Origin of the sequence: Streptomyces ferrugineus, assembly GCF_015160855.1 — a bacterium.
Classification (GTDB): Bacteria; Actinomycetota; Actinomycetes; order Streptomycetales; family Streptomycetaceae; genus Streptomyces; species Streptomyces ferrugineus.
On sequence record NZ_CP063373.1, the window covers coordinates 9317565 to 9334529 of the forward strand.

Sequence of the window (16965 nt, forward strand, 5' to 3'; positions counted from 1 at the left end):
GAGTTAGCTTGGGTGTCATGACTCTCGACGACCTGCGGGTGTTCGTGGCCGTGTGCCGGGCCGGAAGTCTCAGCTCGGTGGCGCGGGAGCTGGGGTGTACGCAGTCGGCCGTGAGCCAGCATGTGAAGCGGCTGGAGCGGGAGACCGGGGTCGCGCTGCTGGAACGGCAGCCTCGCGGGGTGGTGCCGACACAGGCGGGGCGGGTGCTGGAGGCGGCGGCCGCCGAGGGGATGTCCGGGCTGGATCTGGCGCTGCGGCAGCTGCGGGATCTCGTCGACGGCGACAGCGGGTACGTGCGGGTGGCGACGGGCGCGACGACCGTACGGCACTTCATGTCGGAGGCGGTCGTCGCGTACCGGCGGCGCCACCCCCGGGTCAACCTGGAGTTCCGTACGGTGAGTTCGGGCCGCGGCAGCTTCGACGCGCTGGCCGACGGCACGCTCGACCTGGCCTGGATCACCCTCGGCCCACCGGTGCGCGGCATCGAGCAGCGGCCGGTGGTGGGGCTGCCGTGGGTGCTGGCGGTGCGGTGCGACGATCCGCTGGCCGGGCGGCCGTACGTCGATGCCGGTGCCGACATGGGTGACGTACGGCTGATCCGGCTGCCGCCGAACTCCGCCTCGGCGGCCCATCTGGACGCCGCCTGCGCCGAGTTGGGCGTCCGGTTCGCGCACGACACCAGCGTCGCCGACTGGGACACGGCGCTGCTGCTGGCCGAGCTGGGGGTCGGCCGGGCCGTGGTGCCCGCGCTGCCCGGACTGTCCGTCCCGGGCGACGGCGACCTGCGTCTGATCCCCGTCCCCGCGCTGCGGCCGCTGCCGGTCGGCTGGGCCGTGCGCCGCTGGGAGGCGCTCGGCCCGCCCGCCCGGGCGTTCGCGGACCTGGTGGAGAGCTACCGCCGGGCCCCCGGAACCGGCCGCTGACCGTCCGGGCGGCTACTTCAGGCCGATCTCCGCGCAGTCCGCCGCGTACTCGGAGGTGCAGATCTGGTCGACGGTGTAGACGCCGTCCTGGATCACCGTGTCCTTGATGTTCTTCTTCGTCAGGGCGACCACCGACACCAGCTGGGCCGGGATGTCGTCCTGGGTCGGGCTGTCGACCGAGTCCTGGGTGAGCGCGTCGAACTCGATGTTGCGGCCCTGGACCTTGTACACGGCCATCTTCGCGGCGTTGGTCGCCTCCAGCAGGAAGGACTTGTACACGGTCATGAACTGCTCGCCCGAGACGATCCGCTGCACCGCCTCCAGGTTCGCGTCCTGCCCGGTCACCGGCGGGATCCTGCCCGCACCGGCCTCCTTGAGCGCGTCGATGACGGCGCCCGCCATGCCGTCGTTGGCGGAGTAGACGGCGGCGACGTCGCCGACCCCGACGGAGGCGATCGCCTTCTCCATGTTGGCCTTGGCCACCGCCGGCGACCACTTCTCGGTGTCGTACCTCTTGACGATGTTCACCTCGCCCTCGAGCTCCTCGAGGGCGCCCTTCTTGAACCGCGCCGTGTTCGGGTCGGCGGGGTCGCCGTTCATCATGACGACCTTGCCGGTCGCGGCCTTCGAGCCGAGTTCCTCGACGATGGCGCGGCCCTGGACCTCGCCGACGAGCTCGTTGTCGTGGGAGACGTACGCGTCGATGGGCCCCTCGGCGAGGCGGTCGTAGGCGATGACCGGGATGCCCGCGTCCTTGGCCTTCCGCACGTCCGGCGCGATGGCCTTGGAGTCCAGCGCGTCCACCAGGATGACGTCCACCTCGTCGTCGATCATCTGCTGGAACTGCCGGCTCTGCTTCTTGGGGCTCGCCTCGGCGTTGGCGTAGACGACCTTGCCCTTGTTCTTGGTGAGGGTGCCGACCTCCTTCTTGATGAGCGGGTAGTCGAACTTCTCGAAGCGGGCGGTGTCCTTGTCGGGCAGCAGCAGGCCCACCGTGATGTCGTCCCCCTTCTCCGGCGACGCCGAGCTCTCACCGCCTCCGATGCCGTCGATGACGCCGCACGCGGTGAGCGACATCGCGGAGGCGGAGGCGGCGAGGGCTATGCCGAGACGGCGCATACCGGAGACGTGGGGGGTACGAGCGTTCACTACTGGGCCTTCCGAGCGGAGGAGCGGTGTTGCTACCCGGGCTGGCGGTAGCCAACGCGGGGACGTCATGTCACGTCAAGAGGTTGTCGTAACGACATGGCAACCGTTTCCCCCTGGAAGGCGACGACCGGGCGATCCCGCCGATCGAGGGTCAGATCAGCTCCTCCTTGAACCCCTGCCGCCACGAGGGGTACCGCAGCTCCCAGCCGAGCTCCCGCTTGGTCCTGGCGTTGGAGAAGCCGTGGCCCTCCGTCATCAGGGACACCGCGAACTCCCCGGCCAGCAGCTTGGCCAGCCACCGGGGAACCCGCATCGGCCGCTTCGCCCCGGCACACGCGGCCAGATACGGCAGCCAGTCGCGGACCTGGGCCGGCTCGTCGTCGACGATGTTGAACACGCCCCGCGCCTGCTTCTCCACGGCCAGGACGGTGGCGCTCGCCGCGTCGTCGAGGTGGATCCACGAGTTCCAGCCGGTGCCCTCCCCGACGAGCGGGAACTTCCGCTTGCGCACCATGTCGACCACGTCGTCGCTGGCGCCGGGGCCGTAGAACCCGCCGTATCGCAGGACCGTGCCGCCTGCCTTGGGCACCACGTCCTGGATGTGCAGGACGCCCGCCGAGAGCCTGCGCACCACCGGCACCGGGCCCGGGTCGATCGGGTCCTCCTCGGTCAGCAGCCCCGCGCCGGGCCCGTAGCTCTGCGCGAAGCTCTGCACCACGACGTGGGGTACGCCGGTCGCCTCGGCGGCGGCCAGCAAGTGGTCCGTGCCCTCGATACGCAGCCGGTTGGTGGGGGCGAAGAACCGGTCGGGGTGCCGCATGTTGGGCTTGCCGCTGCCGAGCCCGGTCATCTCGTGCACGATCGCGTCCGGCCGGGCCTGGGCCACCGCCTCGCCGACCGACATCGCGTCCAGCCCGTCCATCACGACACCCTCGGCGCCCAGCCGCTCCAGCAGCCCCAGCTTGGCCGCGCTCGTCGTCGTAGCCGTCACCTGATGCCCCCGCGCCACGAGCTGCGGCACCAGCCGCCGCCCCAGGGCCCCGGCCCCACCTGCCACGAACACCCGCATGACCATCACCTTCCGGTTTCGGACCGTGTCCTGTCGAAACCTTGGACGAGATGGCCCGGCCGTCTGTGACATGGGAGGCGTGGCATCCGGGTGGAGATCGCCGCCGAAGCGACCCGAGCCGCGACGAGGAGCGCCGCGAGTGTGCGGAAGGGACCCGCGCCCGCCGCGTCACCGCTCGTACAGCCCCTCCACCTCCGTCGCGAAGTCCCGCATGATCGCCTCCCTGCGCAGCTTCATCGACGGGGTCAGATGGCCGTCCATCTCGGTGAAGTCCGCCGGCAGGATCGCGAAGCGGCGGATCGACTCCGGTCTGGACACCAGCTTGTTCGCCTCGTCCACCGCGCGTTGCAGGATCGCCCTGAGCTCGTCGTCGGTGACGAGGAGTTCGGCGGGCACGGAGTGCTTGCCGTTCATCCGGCGCCAGTGGGTGACGCCGTCCATGTCCAGGGTGATCAACGCGGACACATACGGCCTCCGGTCGCCCAGGACGATGCACTGGGAGATCAGGGGGTGCGAGCGCAGCCAGTTCTCCAGGGGCGCCGGGGCCACGCTCTTGCCGCCCGCCGTGATCAGCAGTTCCTTCTTGCGGCCGGTGATCGTCAGATAGCCCTCGTCGTCCAGGGCACCGATGTCCCCCGTCGGCAGCCAGCCGTCCGCCGCCGCCGGGACGACGCCGCCCGCGGCCGGGTCCCAGTAGCCGCGCAGCACCTGGTCGCCGGCGATGAGGATCTCGCCGTCGGAGGCGATGCGGACCCGGGTGCCGGGCAGCGGCCAGCCGACCGTGCCGAGGCGGGGCTTGAGCGGCGGTGTCACCGTGGCCGCGCCCGTGGTCTCGGTCAGTCCGTAGCCCTCGTAGATCTCGATGCCCGCCCCGGTGTAGAAGGCGGCCAGGCGCCGGCCGAGGGGTGAGCCGCCGCAGATCGCGTACTTCACACGGCCGCCCATCGCGTTGCGGATACGGCGGTAGACCAGGGGGTCGTAGAAGGCGCGGGCCGTCTTCAGGGCCGTGCTCGGACCCGACCCCGTGCCGCCCGCCTTGGCCTCCAGTGCCTCGCCGTAGCGCTCGGCGACCGACGCCGCACGGTCGAAGGACGAGACGCGGCCGCCCGTCTCGGCCTTGGCGCGGGCACTGTTGAAGACCTTCTCCAGCATGTAGGGGATGGTCAGCAGACAGGTCGGGCGGAAGGCCGCGAGGTCCGGCAGCAGATCCTGAGCCTTCAGGCTCGGCGCATGGCCCAGGCGCACCCTGGCCCGCACGCAGGCCACCGCCACCATGCGGCCGAAGACGTGCGACATGGGCAGGAAGAGCAGCACCGACGCCTCTTCGCTGGTCCTCGCCTTGAAGATCGGGTAGAGCAGTTCGATGGCGTTGTCCACCTCGGCGAAGAAGTTGCCGTGGGTCAGCGCGCAGCCCTTGGGGCGGCCCGTCGTGCCCGAGGTGTAGATCAGCGTCGCCAGCGTGTCCGGCACCAGCATGCCGCGCCGTACGCCCACCTCCCCGTCCGGCTGCTGTGCGCCCAGTTCCCCGAGCCGCTCCACGTGGCCCTTGTCCATCACCCACATGTGGCGCAGGTCGGGCACCCGGTCCAGTTCGGGGCCGAGGGCGGCCGCCTGGGCGGCGGTCTCGGTGACCAGGGCCACCGCGCCGGAGTCCTGGAGGATCCAGCGGGTCTGGAAGACGGAGGAGGTGGGGTAGACGGGGACCGTCACCAGGCCGGCCGCCCAGGCGGCGAAGTCGAGGAGGGTCCACTCGTAGACGGTGCGCGCCATGACGGCGATCCGGTCGCCGGGCGTCAGCCCCTCCGCGATCAGCCCCTTCGCCACCGCCTGCACCTGCTCGGCGAACTGAGCCGCCGTCACGTCCGTCCATTGCCCGTCCTCGCCCCTGCGGCTGAGGACCACGGCGTCGGGGGCCGCCGCCGCGTTGTCGAAGGGCAGGTCCGCGAGCGACCCATGGGTCACCGGCGGCGCGAACGGCGGTACGTACGCCTCCCGTACGGCACCGTCGAGCCGCCGCGTCTCGGGCTGGACCAGGTTCGGTCCGGGGGCGTCGCCGTAGGCGGCCGAGGGGGCGAAGGACGGAAGCGGGGTGGACACGGGCGGCTCCTGCGGCGGGCGTGCAGCGGGAAAACTGCTTGCTGCATGACGTACGTGCCTCGCGCACCGTGGCGTTCACCTGCGGAGGCCTGCGGAAACGGGTTACCGCTGGTTAGGCAGGCGATCGTACGGTGCCCGCGTGTGGGGGTTGTGCGGGTTCGGGGGTGGTCCGGGGCCGGGTATGTGCAACGTCGGGGGTTATGTGAGGGGCACTCAGCTTCGCCTCACCTTCTTCTTACCTTCGTTCCAGAACCGCCGTGACACCCTGCCCGCCCGCCGCACACACGGAGATCAGTCCGCGTCCCGAACCGCCCTTCTCCGCCAGCGACTTGGCCAGCGTCGCCACGATCCGCGCACCGGTCGCCGCGAACGGGTGACCGGTCGCCAGCGAGGAGCCGGTGACGTTCAGCCGGGCGCGGTCCAGGGGGCCGAGTCCCCGCTTCTCCCACGCCGCCAGCGTGGCCAGCACCTGGGAGGCGAAGGCCTCGTGGATCTCGACGAAGTCGAAGTCGCCGAGGGCGAGTCCGGTGCGCGCCAGCATGCGCGGGACAGCGTACGCCGGTGCCATCAGCAGCCCGTCCTCGCCGTCCGCGACATCGCCGCGGACGAAGTCCACGGCCGCCGTCTCGTAGGCGGTGAGATACGCCAGCGGTTCCAGGCCCCGGCGCTCGGCCCACTCCTCGCTCGCCAGCAGCACGACCGCCGCGCCGTCCGTCAGCGGCGTCGAATTGCCCGCCGTCATGGTGGGGGCGGGCCGGTCGACGCCGAACACCGGCTTCAGCGCGGTGAGTTTCTCCGGCGTCGAGCCGGGGCGCAGGTTCTGGTCCCGCTCCAGGCCGCGGAAGGGCACCACCAGGTCCTGGAAGAACCCGCGCTCGTACGCCGCCGCCAGCCGCTGATGACTGGTGGCCGCCAGTTCGTCCTGCGCCTCGCGGGTGATGCCGAAGGCGCGGGCGGTCACGGCGGCGTGCTCGCCCATGGACAGCTTGGTGCGGGGCTCGGCGTTGCGCGGGATGTCGGGGACGAGGTGGGAGGGCCGGACGCGCGCCAGCGCCCTGATCCGCCCGCCCAGCGACTTGGCCCGCCGCGCCTCCAGCAGGATGCGGCGCAGTTCGTCGTTGACGCCGAGGGGCGCGTCGCTCGTCGTGTCCGCGCCGCCCGCGATCGCCGACTCGGTCTGGCCGAGCGCGATCTTGTTGGCGGCGGCGATCACGGCTTGGAGGCCGGTCCCGCAGGCCTGCTGGATGTCGTACGCGGGCGTGCGCGCGTCCAGCTTCGAGCCGAGGACGGTCTCGCGGGCGAGGTTGAAGTCGCGGCTGTGCTTGAGCACGGCCCCGGCGACGAACTCGCCGACCGCGCCCGGATCGCCCAGCCCGTAGCGCTCGACCAGCCCGTCGAGCACGGCCGTGAGCATGTCCTGGTTGGACGCGGTGGCGTACGGGCCGTCGGAGCGTGCGAACGGAACACGGGTGCCGCCGATGATCGCCACGCGCCGCACCGTCGGCGCCAACAGGGAGCTCATCTCCACTCACTCCTCACGTCCACATGGGCTTACCTCGGGTAACCTTACTCCGGAGTCAGCATCGGAGCGCACTGGGAGTGGGACATGGCCGACCGCTATCTGAGCTTCACCGGCACGGCCCCCGGCCGCTTCCTCACCCGCCGCCTCGGACTGCCGCAGCCGGCGGCCCTCAGACGCTGGTCGCCGGAGCACCCCGCGCTGAAGGGCGACCGGCTCCTCCTGACCGCCGGCAAGTCGGACCTCGACCTGTCCGGCGCGGGGCTGGAGCTGACGTCCTCCTCCGACAGGCCGGCCGCCGTCCTCCTGGACGCCACCGGGGTCCGGGACGTCGAGACGCTCGCCGAGGTGCACGCCGCCCTCCACCCGGTCCTGCGATCGGTCGCGGACAGCGGCCGGGTCGTCGTCCTGGGCGCGCCCCTCGATCCCGCCGACCACCACCAGGCGGCCGTCCAGCAGGCCCTGGAGGGCTTCACCCGCTCGCTGGGCAAGGAGATCGGGCGCGGCCGTACGGTCAATCTCGTACGGCTCGCCGACGCGCGTGCCGCCGGGTCGACCCTGCGCTTCCTCCTCTCCCCCAAGTCGGCCTACGTCAGCGGCCAGGTCGTCGAGGTCGGCCCGGCGGACGGCATGGACGGCACGGATGGCACGGATGGCGCTTTCCCCGCGGCCAACGCCACCGACCGCCCGCTGACCGGTCGCACCGCCCTGGTCACCGGCGCCGCGCGCGGCATCGGTGAGGCGGTCGCCGAGACGCTGGCCAGGGACGGCGCCCGGGTCGTCGTACTCGATGTGCCGCAGGCCGAGCAGGACGCCCGGCGGGTCGCCGACCGGCTCGGCGGCACCGCCCTCGCGCTCGACATCACCGTCCCCGACGCGGGCACGCGCATCGCAGAGGCGCTGCCGGACGGGCTGGACGTGCTGGTGCACAACGCCGGCATCACGCGTGACCGTCGGCTGGTGAACATGCCCGCCGAGCACTGGAGCTCGGTGCTCGACGTCAATCTCGCGAGCGTGCTGCGCACGACGGACGCGCTGCTGGCGAGCGGGACCCTGCGGCGGGGCGGCCGGATCGTGGCGACGGCGTCGATCGCGGGGCTGGCGGGGAACGCCGGGCAGACCAACTACGGCGCGAGCAAGGCGGGCGTCGTCGGCCTGGTCCGCTCCCTCGCGCCGCGTGCGCTTGCCGAGCACGGGGTGACGGTCAACGCGGTCGCGCCCGGCTTCATCGAGACGAAGATGACCGCCGCGATCCCGCTGTTCATCCGGGAGGCGGGGCGCCGGATGAACTCGCTCGCGCAGGGCGGACTGCCGGTCGACGTCGCCGAGACGACCGCATGGCTGGCGGACCTGGGCTCCGGGGCCGTCAACGGACAGGTCGTACGCGTATGCGGCCAGAGCCTGTTGGGGGCCTGATGGATCTCGTGCTCACCAGTACTCCTTCCCTTCCGCCGCTGCTCACCCAGGGCGCCCTGCTGTCACCCTTCAAACGACCCGGCCCCGACGCGGAGTTCCCGCGCACCCGCCTCGTGCTGCCGGGACTTCGGGTCGACCTCGCCCGGCTGGCCTCGTACGAGAGGGTGTGCGGCTTTCCCACCGGGGAGGACGCGCTGCCGGTGACCTATCCGCACGTGCTCGGCTTCCCGCTGACGATGCGGCTGATGAGCGGCCGGGACTTCCCGCTGCCGCTGCTCGGGCTCGTCCACACGTCGATCACGATCACCCAGTACCGGGCTCTCGCGGCCACCGGGGAGTACGAACTCTCCGTGCGCGTCGACGGGCTGGCGCCGCACCGGCGCGGCACGGAGGCCGCCGTGCTCACCGCGATCCGGGCGGGCGACGAGGTGGTGTGGGAGTCGCGGAGCACCTATCTGGCCCGGCATCGCACCTCGCCGCACCAGGGTCCCGAGCCGACGAGGGAGGCTACCGAGCCGGCGAAGGAGGCGCGCGAGCCGGTGCCCGCCGTCGCCGAGTGGCGCATCGCCGGTGACGTCGGCCGTCGCTACGGCGCCGCCTCGGGTGACCGCAACCCCATCCATCTGCACCCCCTCACCGCCCGCCTGTTCGGCTTCCCGCGCGCCATCGCGCACGGCATGTGGACGGTGGCCCGCTGCCTCGCCGCGCACGGGGTGCCCGAACGGGTCCGGGTGGATGCCGAGTTCCGGGCGCCGGTGCTGCTGCCGGGGACGGTGACGTACGCGGCGGAAGGCGGGCGGTTCGAACTACGGGGCGGCGGGCGCGTTCATCTGGCCGGGGAGGTCTGGCCGCTCGCCTCGTGAGCGGCGTCCGGCGCGGTCCAGGGCTTGCCGTCCATCAGGTTGCCCAGCCCGGACCAGGCGAAGTTCATCAAGGTGGCCGCCGCCTGTCGCGCCGTCACGCCCGACGCGGCGTTGGCCCAGTCCGCGAGCGACTCGGCGGCGCCCACGAGGGCCTCGGCGAGACCGGCGACCTCGCTCTCGGGGAGGTCGGGGTCGCGGTGCGCCTCCCGGGCGGCCGCGACGATCAGCTGGGTCACGAACGCCACGATCTCCGCCCGCATCGCGGCGACCTCGGAGGCGAACGGCTCGCCGTGGGTGCGGGCCTGGAGGTGCAGGACGGACCAGCCGTCCGGGTTCTGGGAGGTGTGCGCGAAGAACGCGCCGAGGCCTTCCCAGAGTTGGCGGTCGGCCGGCAGCTCGCGCCGGACTCCGGCCCGCACCGCCGCGGTGAGCGCGTCGGCCTCGCGGCGGATACAGGCGGTGAACAGATCTTCCTTCGAGTTCAGATACAGGTACACCAACGGCTTGGACACGCCCGCGAGTTCGGCGATCTCGTCCATCGACGCGGCCATGTACCCGCGCTGCCCGAACGTCCGCACGGCGGCGTCCAGCATCTGCTGCTCACGGACGGCCCGCGGCATCCGTTTGGTCTTCACGGCACCCATGCCGATTAGCGTACGGGCCGGGAGGGTCGATCCCACCCGGCCCGCTGCGAACCGCTGCCCTACTCGTCGCCGCTCATGTCGTCCACGAGCCGCGCGAGCCGCTCCGTCCGGTCACCCCACGGCTGCCCGTCCCCGGCCGGCAGGGCCGTCATCCGGGGCAGCAACTGCGCGGTGAGGAGGGTCGACAGGGCCGAGGTGTCGGCGCTCGTGCCGTCGGTGCGCACGACCACCGGCTGCGGGGCCTTCCCGGCGAGCTTCGCGCCCACCTCCAGGCGGCGCCGGGCCAGTTCGTACTGCAGGACGGCGCGGTTGTCGCGGTAGGCCTTGGCGAGGGCGCGCTGGGCGCGGGCCTCGTTCTCCGCGGCGATCAGTCCGCTGCGGCCACGCGTCTCGATCTCGAACCGCACGCGCTGGGCGTTGGTCTCCTGCTGCTCCAGGAGCTGGGCGACCTCTTCGCGGGCCCGGTTCAGCGCGGCCTTGACCTCGACGATCCGGGCGTCGCGCACCTTCTTGGCCCGCTCGATGTCCATGCCGAGCTGGTCGATCCGGCGCTTGCGGATCAGGCCCCACTCCTGATCGTAGGCGGTGCGCTCCTTGGCGACCCGCTCCCGGGTGGCCAGGTGCTGCTGGTACTGCGTCGGCAGCTGCACGTCCGGGATGTTGGAGCCGGTGATGCGCACGCCGTAGACGGAGAGCTGGCGGTTGAGCAGCTCCTGCATGTCGGCCACGTCCGAGCCGCGCAGGTCGTAGGCGCGCTCGGTGCGCATCTTGCGGGCGCGCTGACGGATCGCGTCCTGTACGGCGCTGGAGAGCACCAGGTCGAAGTTGCCCGCGCCGATGGTGCGGACGAACAGCACGGCGTCGGTGATGCGGAACTTCAGGAAGAACTCGATCGAGCGCAGCGGCACGTTCTCCTGCGTCGGGCAGGCCATCACCGGTGCCGAGTACGGGATCTCGGTGGCCGTGTCGACGACGAAGTCCACCCGGGACCACGGGTGCCACAGGTAGTGGCGGCCGGCGTCCAGGGTGCGGGTGACGGCGCCGTAGCGGGTCAGCACGCCGTTGGTGCCCTGCTCGATCTCGACGATCGAGGAGCGCCACCACCACAGCGCGCCGATCAGCAGCAGCACCACGCCGCCGGCGTAGGAGACGGTGGCCAGGGCGCCGTAGGCGAGGTCCCCGGCGGTCGAGTCGGACTCCGCCTCGCCCACGGACAGCATCACGCCCATGAGCAGGGCGTAGACGCCGAGCCACAGCGGCAGCATCCACCACAGGCGGCGCCGGTGGCGCGGGATGATGACCGGGATCAGGGTGTCGGCCTCGCCGCCGCGCAGCAGGCGCGCGATGTCGCTCCAGGGGGCGACGGCCTCGGAGATGACCGACCTGCGGTTGGTACGGGCGCTGCTCACTGGGCGGCCTCCTCGGATGTGTCGGAGCTGTCGGCCGATACGGCCGGGTCGGGCACCTGCGGCACCGTCGGCCGCTCGGCGGCGAGCAGTGCTCCGATCTCGCCCTCGCGCGCGGCGATCCGCTCGGACACCTCGGCCAGGCGCCCTCGTACGGCGGCCATGTCCTCTTCGCTGAACAGTTCCGTGCCGCGCTCGCCGACCAGTTCGCGGGCCAGCTCCAGGAAGTCGATCCCCGCGTCCGCCGTGCCGCCGATGCGCACGAGCCGCGGCAGGTGGTCGGCGACCTGCTCCAGGGTGTCCAGCACCTGCTGCTGGTAGCGGTACTCCAGGATCTCCGGCGCCTCGGCCGCGGTCACCGCGCGGATGTCCAGGGCCTGCGCCTCCAGGAGGGCCGCGTTCGCCTTCGCCTCCGACTCGGCCTGGACATAGCGCTGTCGGGCGAGCGCCTCGGCGCGGTTGGTCTCGCGCTCGACGGCCGTGTCCATCTGCGCCTGGTACTGGGCGATGTCGGCCTGGATCGCGGAGAGCGTCTCCTGGCTGGAGGCGAGCTCGCGGGTCAGGTCACCCTCGTCCTGCTCCTTGCGGAGCTGGAGCGCGTACTCGTGCGTGTACGCCTCCTTGGCCACCCGCACCATCTCGGGCGCCGCCAGGTCCATGCGGTAGCGCTGGTCGGAGGGCTCGGCGTGGGTGATGTTGGCGTTGGTCAGCTCGACGGCCGGGCGGAACTGCTGGTTGAGCTGCTCCAGCAGCCGGCCGGTGTCCTCGCCGACCATGTCGTAGATGCCGGCGGCCTCCTGCTCGTAGATGAGGCTGCGGATGGTCTCGCTGACGGCGTTGCTCAGCTTCTCCTCGAAGCCGCGCACCGCGCCGAGGGTGTAGACGAACTCGGTGGGGTCGCTGATCCGGAACTGGATGAACAGGTCGATCGACGCCTTCACGCCGCCCCGGGTCGGCGCCTCGCGCACCGGCGCGTTGAAGGGGTACTCGCGCGTGGTGTTGACGATGTACGACACCCGCTTCCACGGGCTCAGCAGCACGACCCGGCCCGGCCCCACGACCTTCTCCAGCTTGCCGAACCGGGTGATCAGCGCCTGGCAGCCGTCCGGCACCATGACCATGCCCTGCCGCCACCACACGAAGGCGACGGCGAGGACCGCCACGACCCAGTAGTGCGCGCCGAACAACGGGTTGGTCAGGACGTCGGCGCCGGAGGCTCCGACGATCGACGTACCCACCGCGCCCAGCACGAGCAGCATCAGCACCGGCAGCATGGAGATGATCGAGCGGCCCTTGGGGATCACCATCGGGCAGATGGCATGCACCATCTCGCCGTCCTCGCGCACCTGCTCGCTTCTGCCGAGCGCCTCCCCGGCCTCGTCCAGCGGCACGGTCTTCTGCCGCATGACGGTGGCGGTGGAGCCCTGTTCCCGGGCAGCCGGGAAGTCGGCCGGGTCGATGCCCTGGCCCTGGACGTCGTACTGCTCGTCGCCGCCGGTCGCTGTGGCTCGTCCGCCGGTCTGCCGCCGCAGTTCCTGCTGCGCGGCCGCCCGCGGATCGGTGCCGGAAGCGACGGCTTGGGCGACGCGCTGTGCGCCCTGCTTCGCGCGGGCTCGCGCTTGTGCCACGGTTCCCCCTTGTGGTTCCGATGCCCGTTGGATGCGGTCCTACTGGTCATACACCGGTCGACCCGATGTGGTTCCAGCCATCTCACATCATGATCCGGACAAGGGTAAGGGAGGGGCCCGGCACAGTTACCCAGCGGTATCGCTGCCGGAACCCGGCAACGACCGTGCGGCGGCCCTACGAGGTCCGGGAAGCCTGCCCCTGTGCGCGAGCCGTGTCGTCGGCCGTGTCCTCCTGGCTGCGGTTCGCCTCCAGGTTGGCCTTCATCCGGTCGACGCGCTGGACGATCCCGGCGGACGCGCGGTCCCGCTCCTTGCGCAGCACGACGAAGCTGATCGGGGCCGAGAGCACCAGGGCGAGCAGGACGATCCACATGCCGTTGGAGTCGCCGAGGCCGCGCGGGGCGAGGCCGGAGTAGACGAGGCCCCAGACGACCACGAGGCAGCCCACGAAGATCCCGAGGCGCATCAGTGTGTAGCGGAGCATCTCAATCCACTCTTCCGAATCCAAACAGGGCCACCGTCCAGTGAAGCACGGCGGGCCACCGATCTTGCACGGGGGTCGGTACGGCTCAGTCGAGCGGCAGCAGCATGATCACGTCGTCCCGGTCGTCGCCCGGGGCGACCCGGATGGCGTCCGGGATCCGGCCGACCTCCTTGTAGCCGCAGGAGCCGTAGAAGCTCTCCAGGCCGAGGCCGCCGCGACAGGTGAGCCGGATCGCGTCGACGCCGTCGAAGGAGCGGGCCGCTTCCTCGGCGACCGCCAGCAGGTCGCGGCCGTAGCCCCTGCCCTGGTGGCGGGGGTGCACCATCACCGTGTACAGCCACACCCAGTGCGTCATCAGGCGGTGCGCGTTGAAGGTGAGGAAGGCCGTCGCGGCCACCTCGCCCGCCTCGTCGTGGCCGACCAGCAGCCGACTGCACCCTTCCGCCATCGCCACGAAGTGCCGCACCAGCTCCGGCCGGATCTCCTCCCGTGCCGCCGGCGGCACGAAGCCGACGGCTCCGCCCGCGTTGGAGACGTCGGTCCACAGGTCGAGGATGCCGTCGCGGAGGGCGGGGGTGACGGCTGGATCGAGTGTGAAAGTAAGAGGCACCGAGCCATCGTACCCATTACGACAGTGCTCGTGCCGCCACTTTCAGATCGGAGACCAGCCCCTCATACGCGGCCTTCCGGTCCTCGTCGTCCTGTGCCCGCAGCACCGACGACGGATGCACCGTCGCCACCAGCCTCTCCGGCCGCCCGTGGATCTCGCGCTCCAGCAGCGCCCCGCGCGACTCCCCGACCCGGAACGACGACCCCAGCAGCGCCTTGCCCGCGCTCGCGCCCAGCACCACGATCAGCTCCGGCTCCACCACGGCCAGTTCGGCGGCCAGCCAAGGGCCGCACGCCGTCATCTCGCGGAGGGACGGCGCCTTGTGGATACGGCGCTTGCGGGGCTCCGCGCGCGTGAACTTGAAGTGCTTGACGGCGTTCGTGACATACGCGTCGCCGGGATCGATGCCGGCCTCCGCGAGAGCCCGGTCCAGCAGCCTCCCCGCGGGGCCGACGAACGGCTTGCCCTGGCGGTCCTCCTGGTCGCCGGGCTGCTCCCCGACGAGCATGACGCGCGCGTCCGCCGTCCCGGCGCCGAACACGGTCTGGGTGGCGTCGCGGTGCAAGGGGCAGCCGCGGCAGTCGGCGGCGGCTCGGCGCAGGGCCGGAAGGCCGCCGCGATCGGGAAGGAAGGGTTCGGCGGTGTAGGCGTCCTCGGGTGCCTTCGTGCTCACCATGGGGCCCGAGTACCCGCCGTGGGGCATCGGACCCGTGCCGGCCGGGTCAGACGCGCATGGGCTGCGGGGACTCCCTGCGCGCCGGATCCGGGCCGTCGTACTCGCGGATGACCTCGTACCGCGTGTTGCGCTCCACCGGGCGGAACCCGGCGTCCCGGATCAGGTCCAGCAGGTCCTCGCGGGTCAGCTTGTTCGGCGTGCCGTAGTTGTCCGCGTCATGGGTGATCTTGTACTCGACGACCGAGCCGTCCATGTCGTCCGCGCCGTGCTGCAACGCGAGCTGCGCGGTCTGGACGCCGTGCATGACCCAGAAGACCTTGACGTGCGGGACGTTGTCGAAGAGGAGACGGGAGACGGCGAAGGTCTTCAGGGCCTCCGCGCCGGTCGCCATCTGAGTGCGCTCCTGAAGGCGGTTGCGGATCTTGCCGTCCTTCATGTCCACGAAGTCGTGCTGGTAGCGCAGCGGGATGAAGACCTGGAAGCCGCCGGTCTCGTCCTGCAGCTCGCGAAGCCGGAGCACATGGTCCACCCGGTGGCGCGGCTCCTCGATGTGGCCGTAGAGCATGGTGCACGGGGTCTTCAGACCCTTCTCGTGCGCCAGGCGGTGGATACGGGACCAGTCCTCCCAGTGGGTGCGGTGGTCCACGATGTGCTGCCGGACCTCCCAGTCGAAGATCTCCGCGCCGCCGCCGGTCAGCGACTCCAGACCGGCGTCGATGAGCTCGTCGAGGATCTCGGACGCGGACAGGCCGCTGATCGTCTCGAAGTGATGGATCTCGGTGGCCGTGAAGGCCTTCAGGGAGACGTTCGGCAGAGCGGCCTTGAGCTCCCGCAGGGAGCGCGGGTAGTACCGCCACGGGAGGTTCGGGTGCAGCCCGTTGACGATGTGCAGCTCGGTGAGGTTCTCCGACTCCATCGCCTTGGCGAGCCCCACGGCCTCCTCGATGCGCATCGTGTACGCGTCCTTCTCGCCCGGCTTGCGCTGGAAGGAGCAGTACGCGCAGGAGGCCGTACAGACGTTGGTCATGTTGAGGTGCCGGTTGACGTTGAAGTGCACGACGTCACCGTTCTTGCGGGTGCGCACCTCGTGGGCGAGACCGCCCAGCCAGGCCAGGTCGTCCGACTCGTACAGCGCGATGCCGTCCTCACGGGTCAGGCGGACACCCGCCCTGACCTTGTCCTCCAGCTCGCGCTTGAGCCCGACGTCCATGCGTGCACCTCTCTCAGACAGACTCCGTAAACCGTACGCCTATACCTCTTCCGGAAGTTCCCCGACCCGGTTCTCCCACTTGGTGGAGAGCACGATCGTGGTACGCGTCCGGGAGACGCCCTTCGTCCCGCTGAGCCGCCGGATGATCTTCTCCAGGCCGTCCACGTCCGCCGCGCGCACCTTGAGCATGTACGAGTCGTCGCCGGCGATGAACCAGCAGTCCTCGATCTCGCTCAGGTCCCGCAGCCGGCTCGCCACGTCCTCGTGGTCGGTGGCGTCGGAGAGCGAGATGCCGATCAGCGCGGTGACGCCGAGGCCGAGCGAGGCGGCGTCGACGGTGGCGCGGTAGCCGGTGATGACGCCGGCCGCCTCCAGCCGGTTGATGCGGTCGGTGACGCTGGGGCCCGACAGGCCGACGAGGCGCCCCAGCTCCGCGTAGGAGGCCCGGCCGTTCTCCCTCAGGGCCTGGATGAGCTGCCTGTCCACCGCGTCCATGCGATTGAAAGCCTTCCGCTGAAGAGGTCTGACGTAGTTCCTGAACTGATGCCTGAAGTACTGATGCCTGAAGTGTGAGTGCCGCTCAGTCGGTCCGGGCGCCCCCGCCCAGTTCGCCCTTCCAGCGGCGGTAGAGCCGGTGTTCGACGCCCGCCGCGTCGAGCACCCGCCCCGCGACGAAGTCCACCAGGTCCTGGATGTGCGTGGCCCCGGCGTAGAAGGCGGGCGAGGCGGGGACGACGGTCGCGCCCGCGTCGTCCAGCGTCACCAGGTGCCGCAGGGTCTGCCCGTTCAGGGGCGTCTCCCGTACGGCGACCACGAGCGCGCGCCCCTCCTTCAGGGTCACGCTCGCCGCCCGTTGCAACAGATCCTTGGACAGCCCGAGCGCGACTCCGGCGACGCAGGCCGTGGAGGCGGGCACGATCAGCATGCCCTTGGTGGGGTACGAGCCCGAGGACGGCCCGGCGGCGAGATCCCCGGCGTTCCAGTACCGCACGCCCTCGATGTCCGCCTCGAAGGTGCCGGGCTTGCCGTCGGCGCCCCGCGTGAGCCACTCCCGCAGGTCGTCCTCCCAGTGGGCGTCCCGGAAGGCGATCCCCGTCTCGTCGAGCAGGGTGAGTCGCGACGCCCGGCTGACGACCAGGTCGACGCTCTCCCCGGCGGCGAGGAGCGCGCGCAGCACGGCGGCGGCGTATGGGGTGCCGGAGGCGCCGGACACCCCTACGATCCAAGGCGCACGCGGCGTCTCTCCTGGCTTGACTGGGTTCACGACACCG

16 protein-coding genes are annotated in these 16965 nt (G+C 71.4%); 3 read left to right on the forward strand and 13 right to left on the reverse strand.

Translation table 11 applies throughout. The features are described 5' to 3' along the window. Window positions 1–17: 17 nt before the first annotated feature. On the forward strand, window positions 18–923 hold the full coding sequence (locus IM697_RS41355; protein ID WP_194042204.1) for a LysR family transcriptional regulator: 906 nt from the start codon (window positions 18–20) through the stop codon (window positions 921–923). A 12-nt stretch (window positions 924–935) separates the two neighbouring features. Here IM697_RS41355 and IM697_RS41360 read toward each other — a convergent pair whose 3' ends face one another. The 4 genes from IM697_RS41360 to IM697_RS41375 form a co-directional block, all read right to left on the reverse strand. Continuing rightward, the gene (locus tag IM697_RS41360; RefSeq protein WP_194050096.1) at window positions 936–2042 is read right to left on the reverse strand and encodes a sugar ABC transporter substrate-binding protein; all 1107 of its coding nucleotides are present in this window, start codon (window positions 2040–2042) and stop codon (window positions 936–938) included. Window positions 2043–2223: 181 nt separating this feature from the next. Then, window positions 2224–3141, reverse strand: coding sequence for an NAD-dependent epimerase/dehydratase family protein (locus IM697_RS41365; RefSeq protein WP_194042206.1), 918 nt, complete (start codon window positions 3139–3141; stop codon window positions 2224–2226). Window positions 3142–3309: 168 nt separating this feature from the next. Next, window positions 3310–5238: an AMP-dependent synthetase/ligase gene (locus tag IM697_RS41370; RefSeq protein ID WP_194042208.1), complete on the reverse strand. Its 1929-nt coding sequence runs from the start codon at window positions 5236–5238 to the stop codon at window positions 3310–3312. A gap of 235 nt (window positions 5239–5473) precedes the next feature. After that, window positions 5474–6760 (reverse strand): acetyl-CoA C-acetyltransferase, encoded by a 1287-nt coding sequence (locus tag IM697_RS41375; RefSeq protein WP_194042210.1) that lies wholly within the window; start codon window positions 6758–6760, stop codon window positions 5474–5476. Between the two features lie 84 nt (window positions 6761–6844). Between IM697_RS41375 and IM697_RS41380 the strand changes: the two genes are divergently transcribed. Then, window positions 6845–8173, forward strand: coding sequence for a 3-oxoacyl-ACP reductase (locus IM697_RS41380; protein WP_194042212.1), 1329 nt, complete (start codon window positions 6845–6847; stop codon window positions 8171–8173). Beyond that, window positions 8173–9036 (forward strand): MaoC/PaaZ C-terminal domain-containing protein, encoded by an 864-nt coding sequence (locus IM697_RS41385; RefSeq protein ID WP_194042214.1) that lies wholly within the window; start codon window positions 8173–8175, stop codon window positions 9034–9036. Before IM697_RS41380 ends, IM697_RS41385 begins: the two co-directional genes overlap by 1 nt. On the opposite strand, the gene IM697_RS41390 is transcribed toward IM697_RS41385, so the two are convergent. The 9 genes from IM697_RS41390 to IM697_RS41430 form a co-directional block, all read right to left on the reverse strand. Further along, window positions 9000–9680: a TetR/AcrR family transcriptional regulator gene (locus IM697_RS41390; protein WP_194042217.1), complete on the reverse strand. Its 681-nt coding sequence runs from the start codon at window positions 9678–9680 to the stop codon at window positions 9000–9002. The two genes, IM697_RS41385 and IM697_RS41390, sit on opposite strands and share 37 nt — an antisense overlap. Window positions 9681–9739: 59 nt before the next feature. Further along, entirely contained in the window at window positions 9740–11089 is a 1350-nt protein-coding gene (locus IM697_RS41395; protein ID WP_194042220.1) for an SPFH domain-containing protein, read from the reverse strand. Beyond that, window positions 11086–12714, reverse strand: a complete 1629-nt coding sequence (locus IM697_RS41400) for an SPFH domain-containing protein (RefSeq protein ID WP_194042222.1) — start codon at window positions 12712–12714, stop codon at window positions 11086–11088. The genes IM697_RS41395 and IM697_RS41400 overlap by 4 nt, the downstream gene beginning before the upstream one ends. A 175-nt stretch (window positions 12715–12889) precedes the next feature. Beyond that, a complete protein-coding gene (locus IM697_RS41405; RefSeq protein ID WP_194042224.1) occupies window positions 12890–13198 on the reverse strand; it encodes a DUF4229 domain-containing protein in 309 nt (102 codons plus the stop codon). A gap of 85 nt (window positions 13199–13283) precedes the next feature. After that, window positions 13284–13808 carry a GNAT family N-acetyltransferase gene (locus tag IM697_RS41410; protein WP_194042226.1) on the reverse strand — a complete coding sequence of 175 codons (525 nt, stop codon included), beginning with the start codon at window positions 13806–13808 and terminating at the stop codon, window positions 13284–13286. Between the two features lie 16 nt (window positions 13809–13824). After that, a complete protein-coding gene (locus IM697_RS41415; protein ID WP_194042228.1) occupies window positions 13825–14484 on the reverse strand; it encodes a UdgX family uracil-DNA binding protein in 660 nt (219 codons plus the stop codon). Between the two features lie 46 nt (window positions 14485–14530). Next, entirely contained in the window at window positions 14531–15694 is a 1164-nt protein-coding gene (mqnE, locus tag IM697_RS41420; RefSeq protein WP_194042230.1) for an aminofutalosine synthase MqnE, read from the reverse strand. A 39-nt stretch (window positions 15695–15733) separates the two neighbouring features. Then, a complete protein-coding gene (locus IM697_RS41425; RefSeq protein ID WP_194042232.1) occupies window positions 15734–16189 on the reverse strand; it encodes an Lrp/AsnC family transcriptional regulator in 456 nt (151 codons plus the stop codon). Window positions 16190–16274: 85 nt separating this feature from the next. Then, complete coding sequence (locus IM697_RS41430) at window positions 16275–16958, reverse strand: UbiX family flavin prenyltransferase (protein WP_194042234.1); 684 nt, start codon at window positions 16956–16958, stop codon at window positions 16275–16277. Between the last annotated feature and the right edge of the window lie 7 nt (window positions 16959–16965).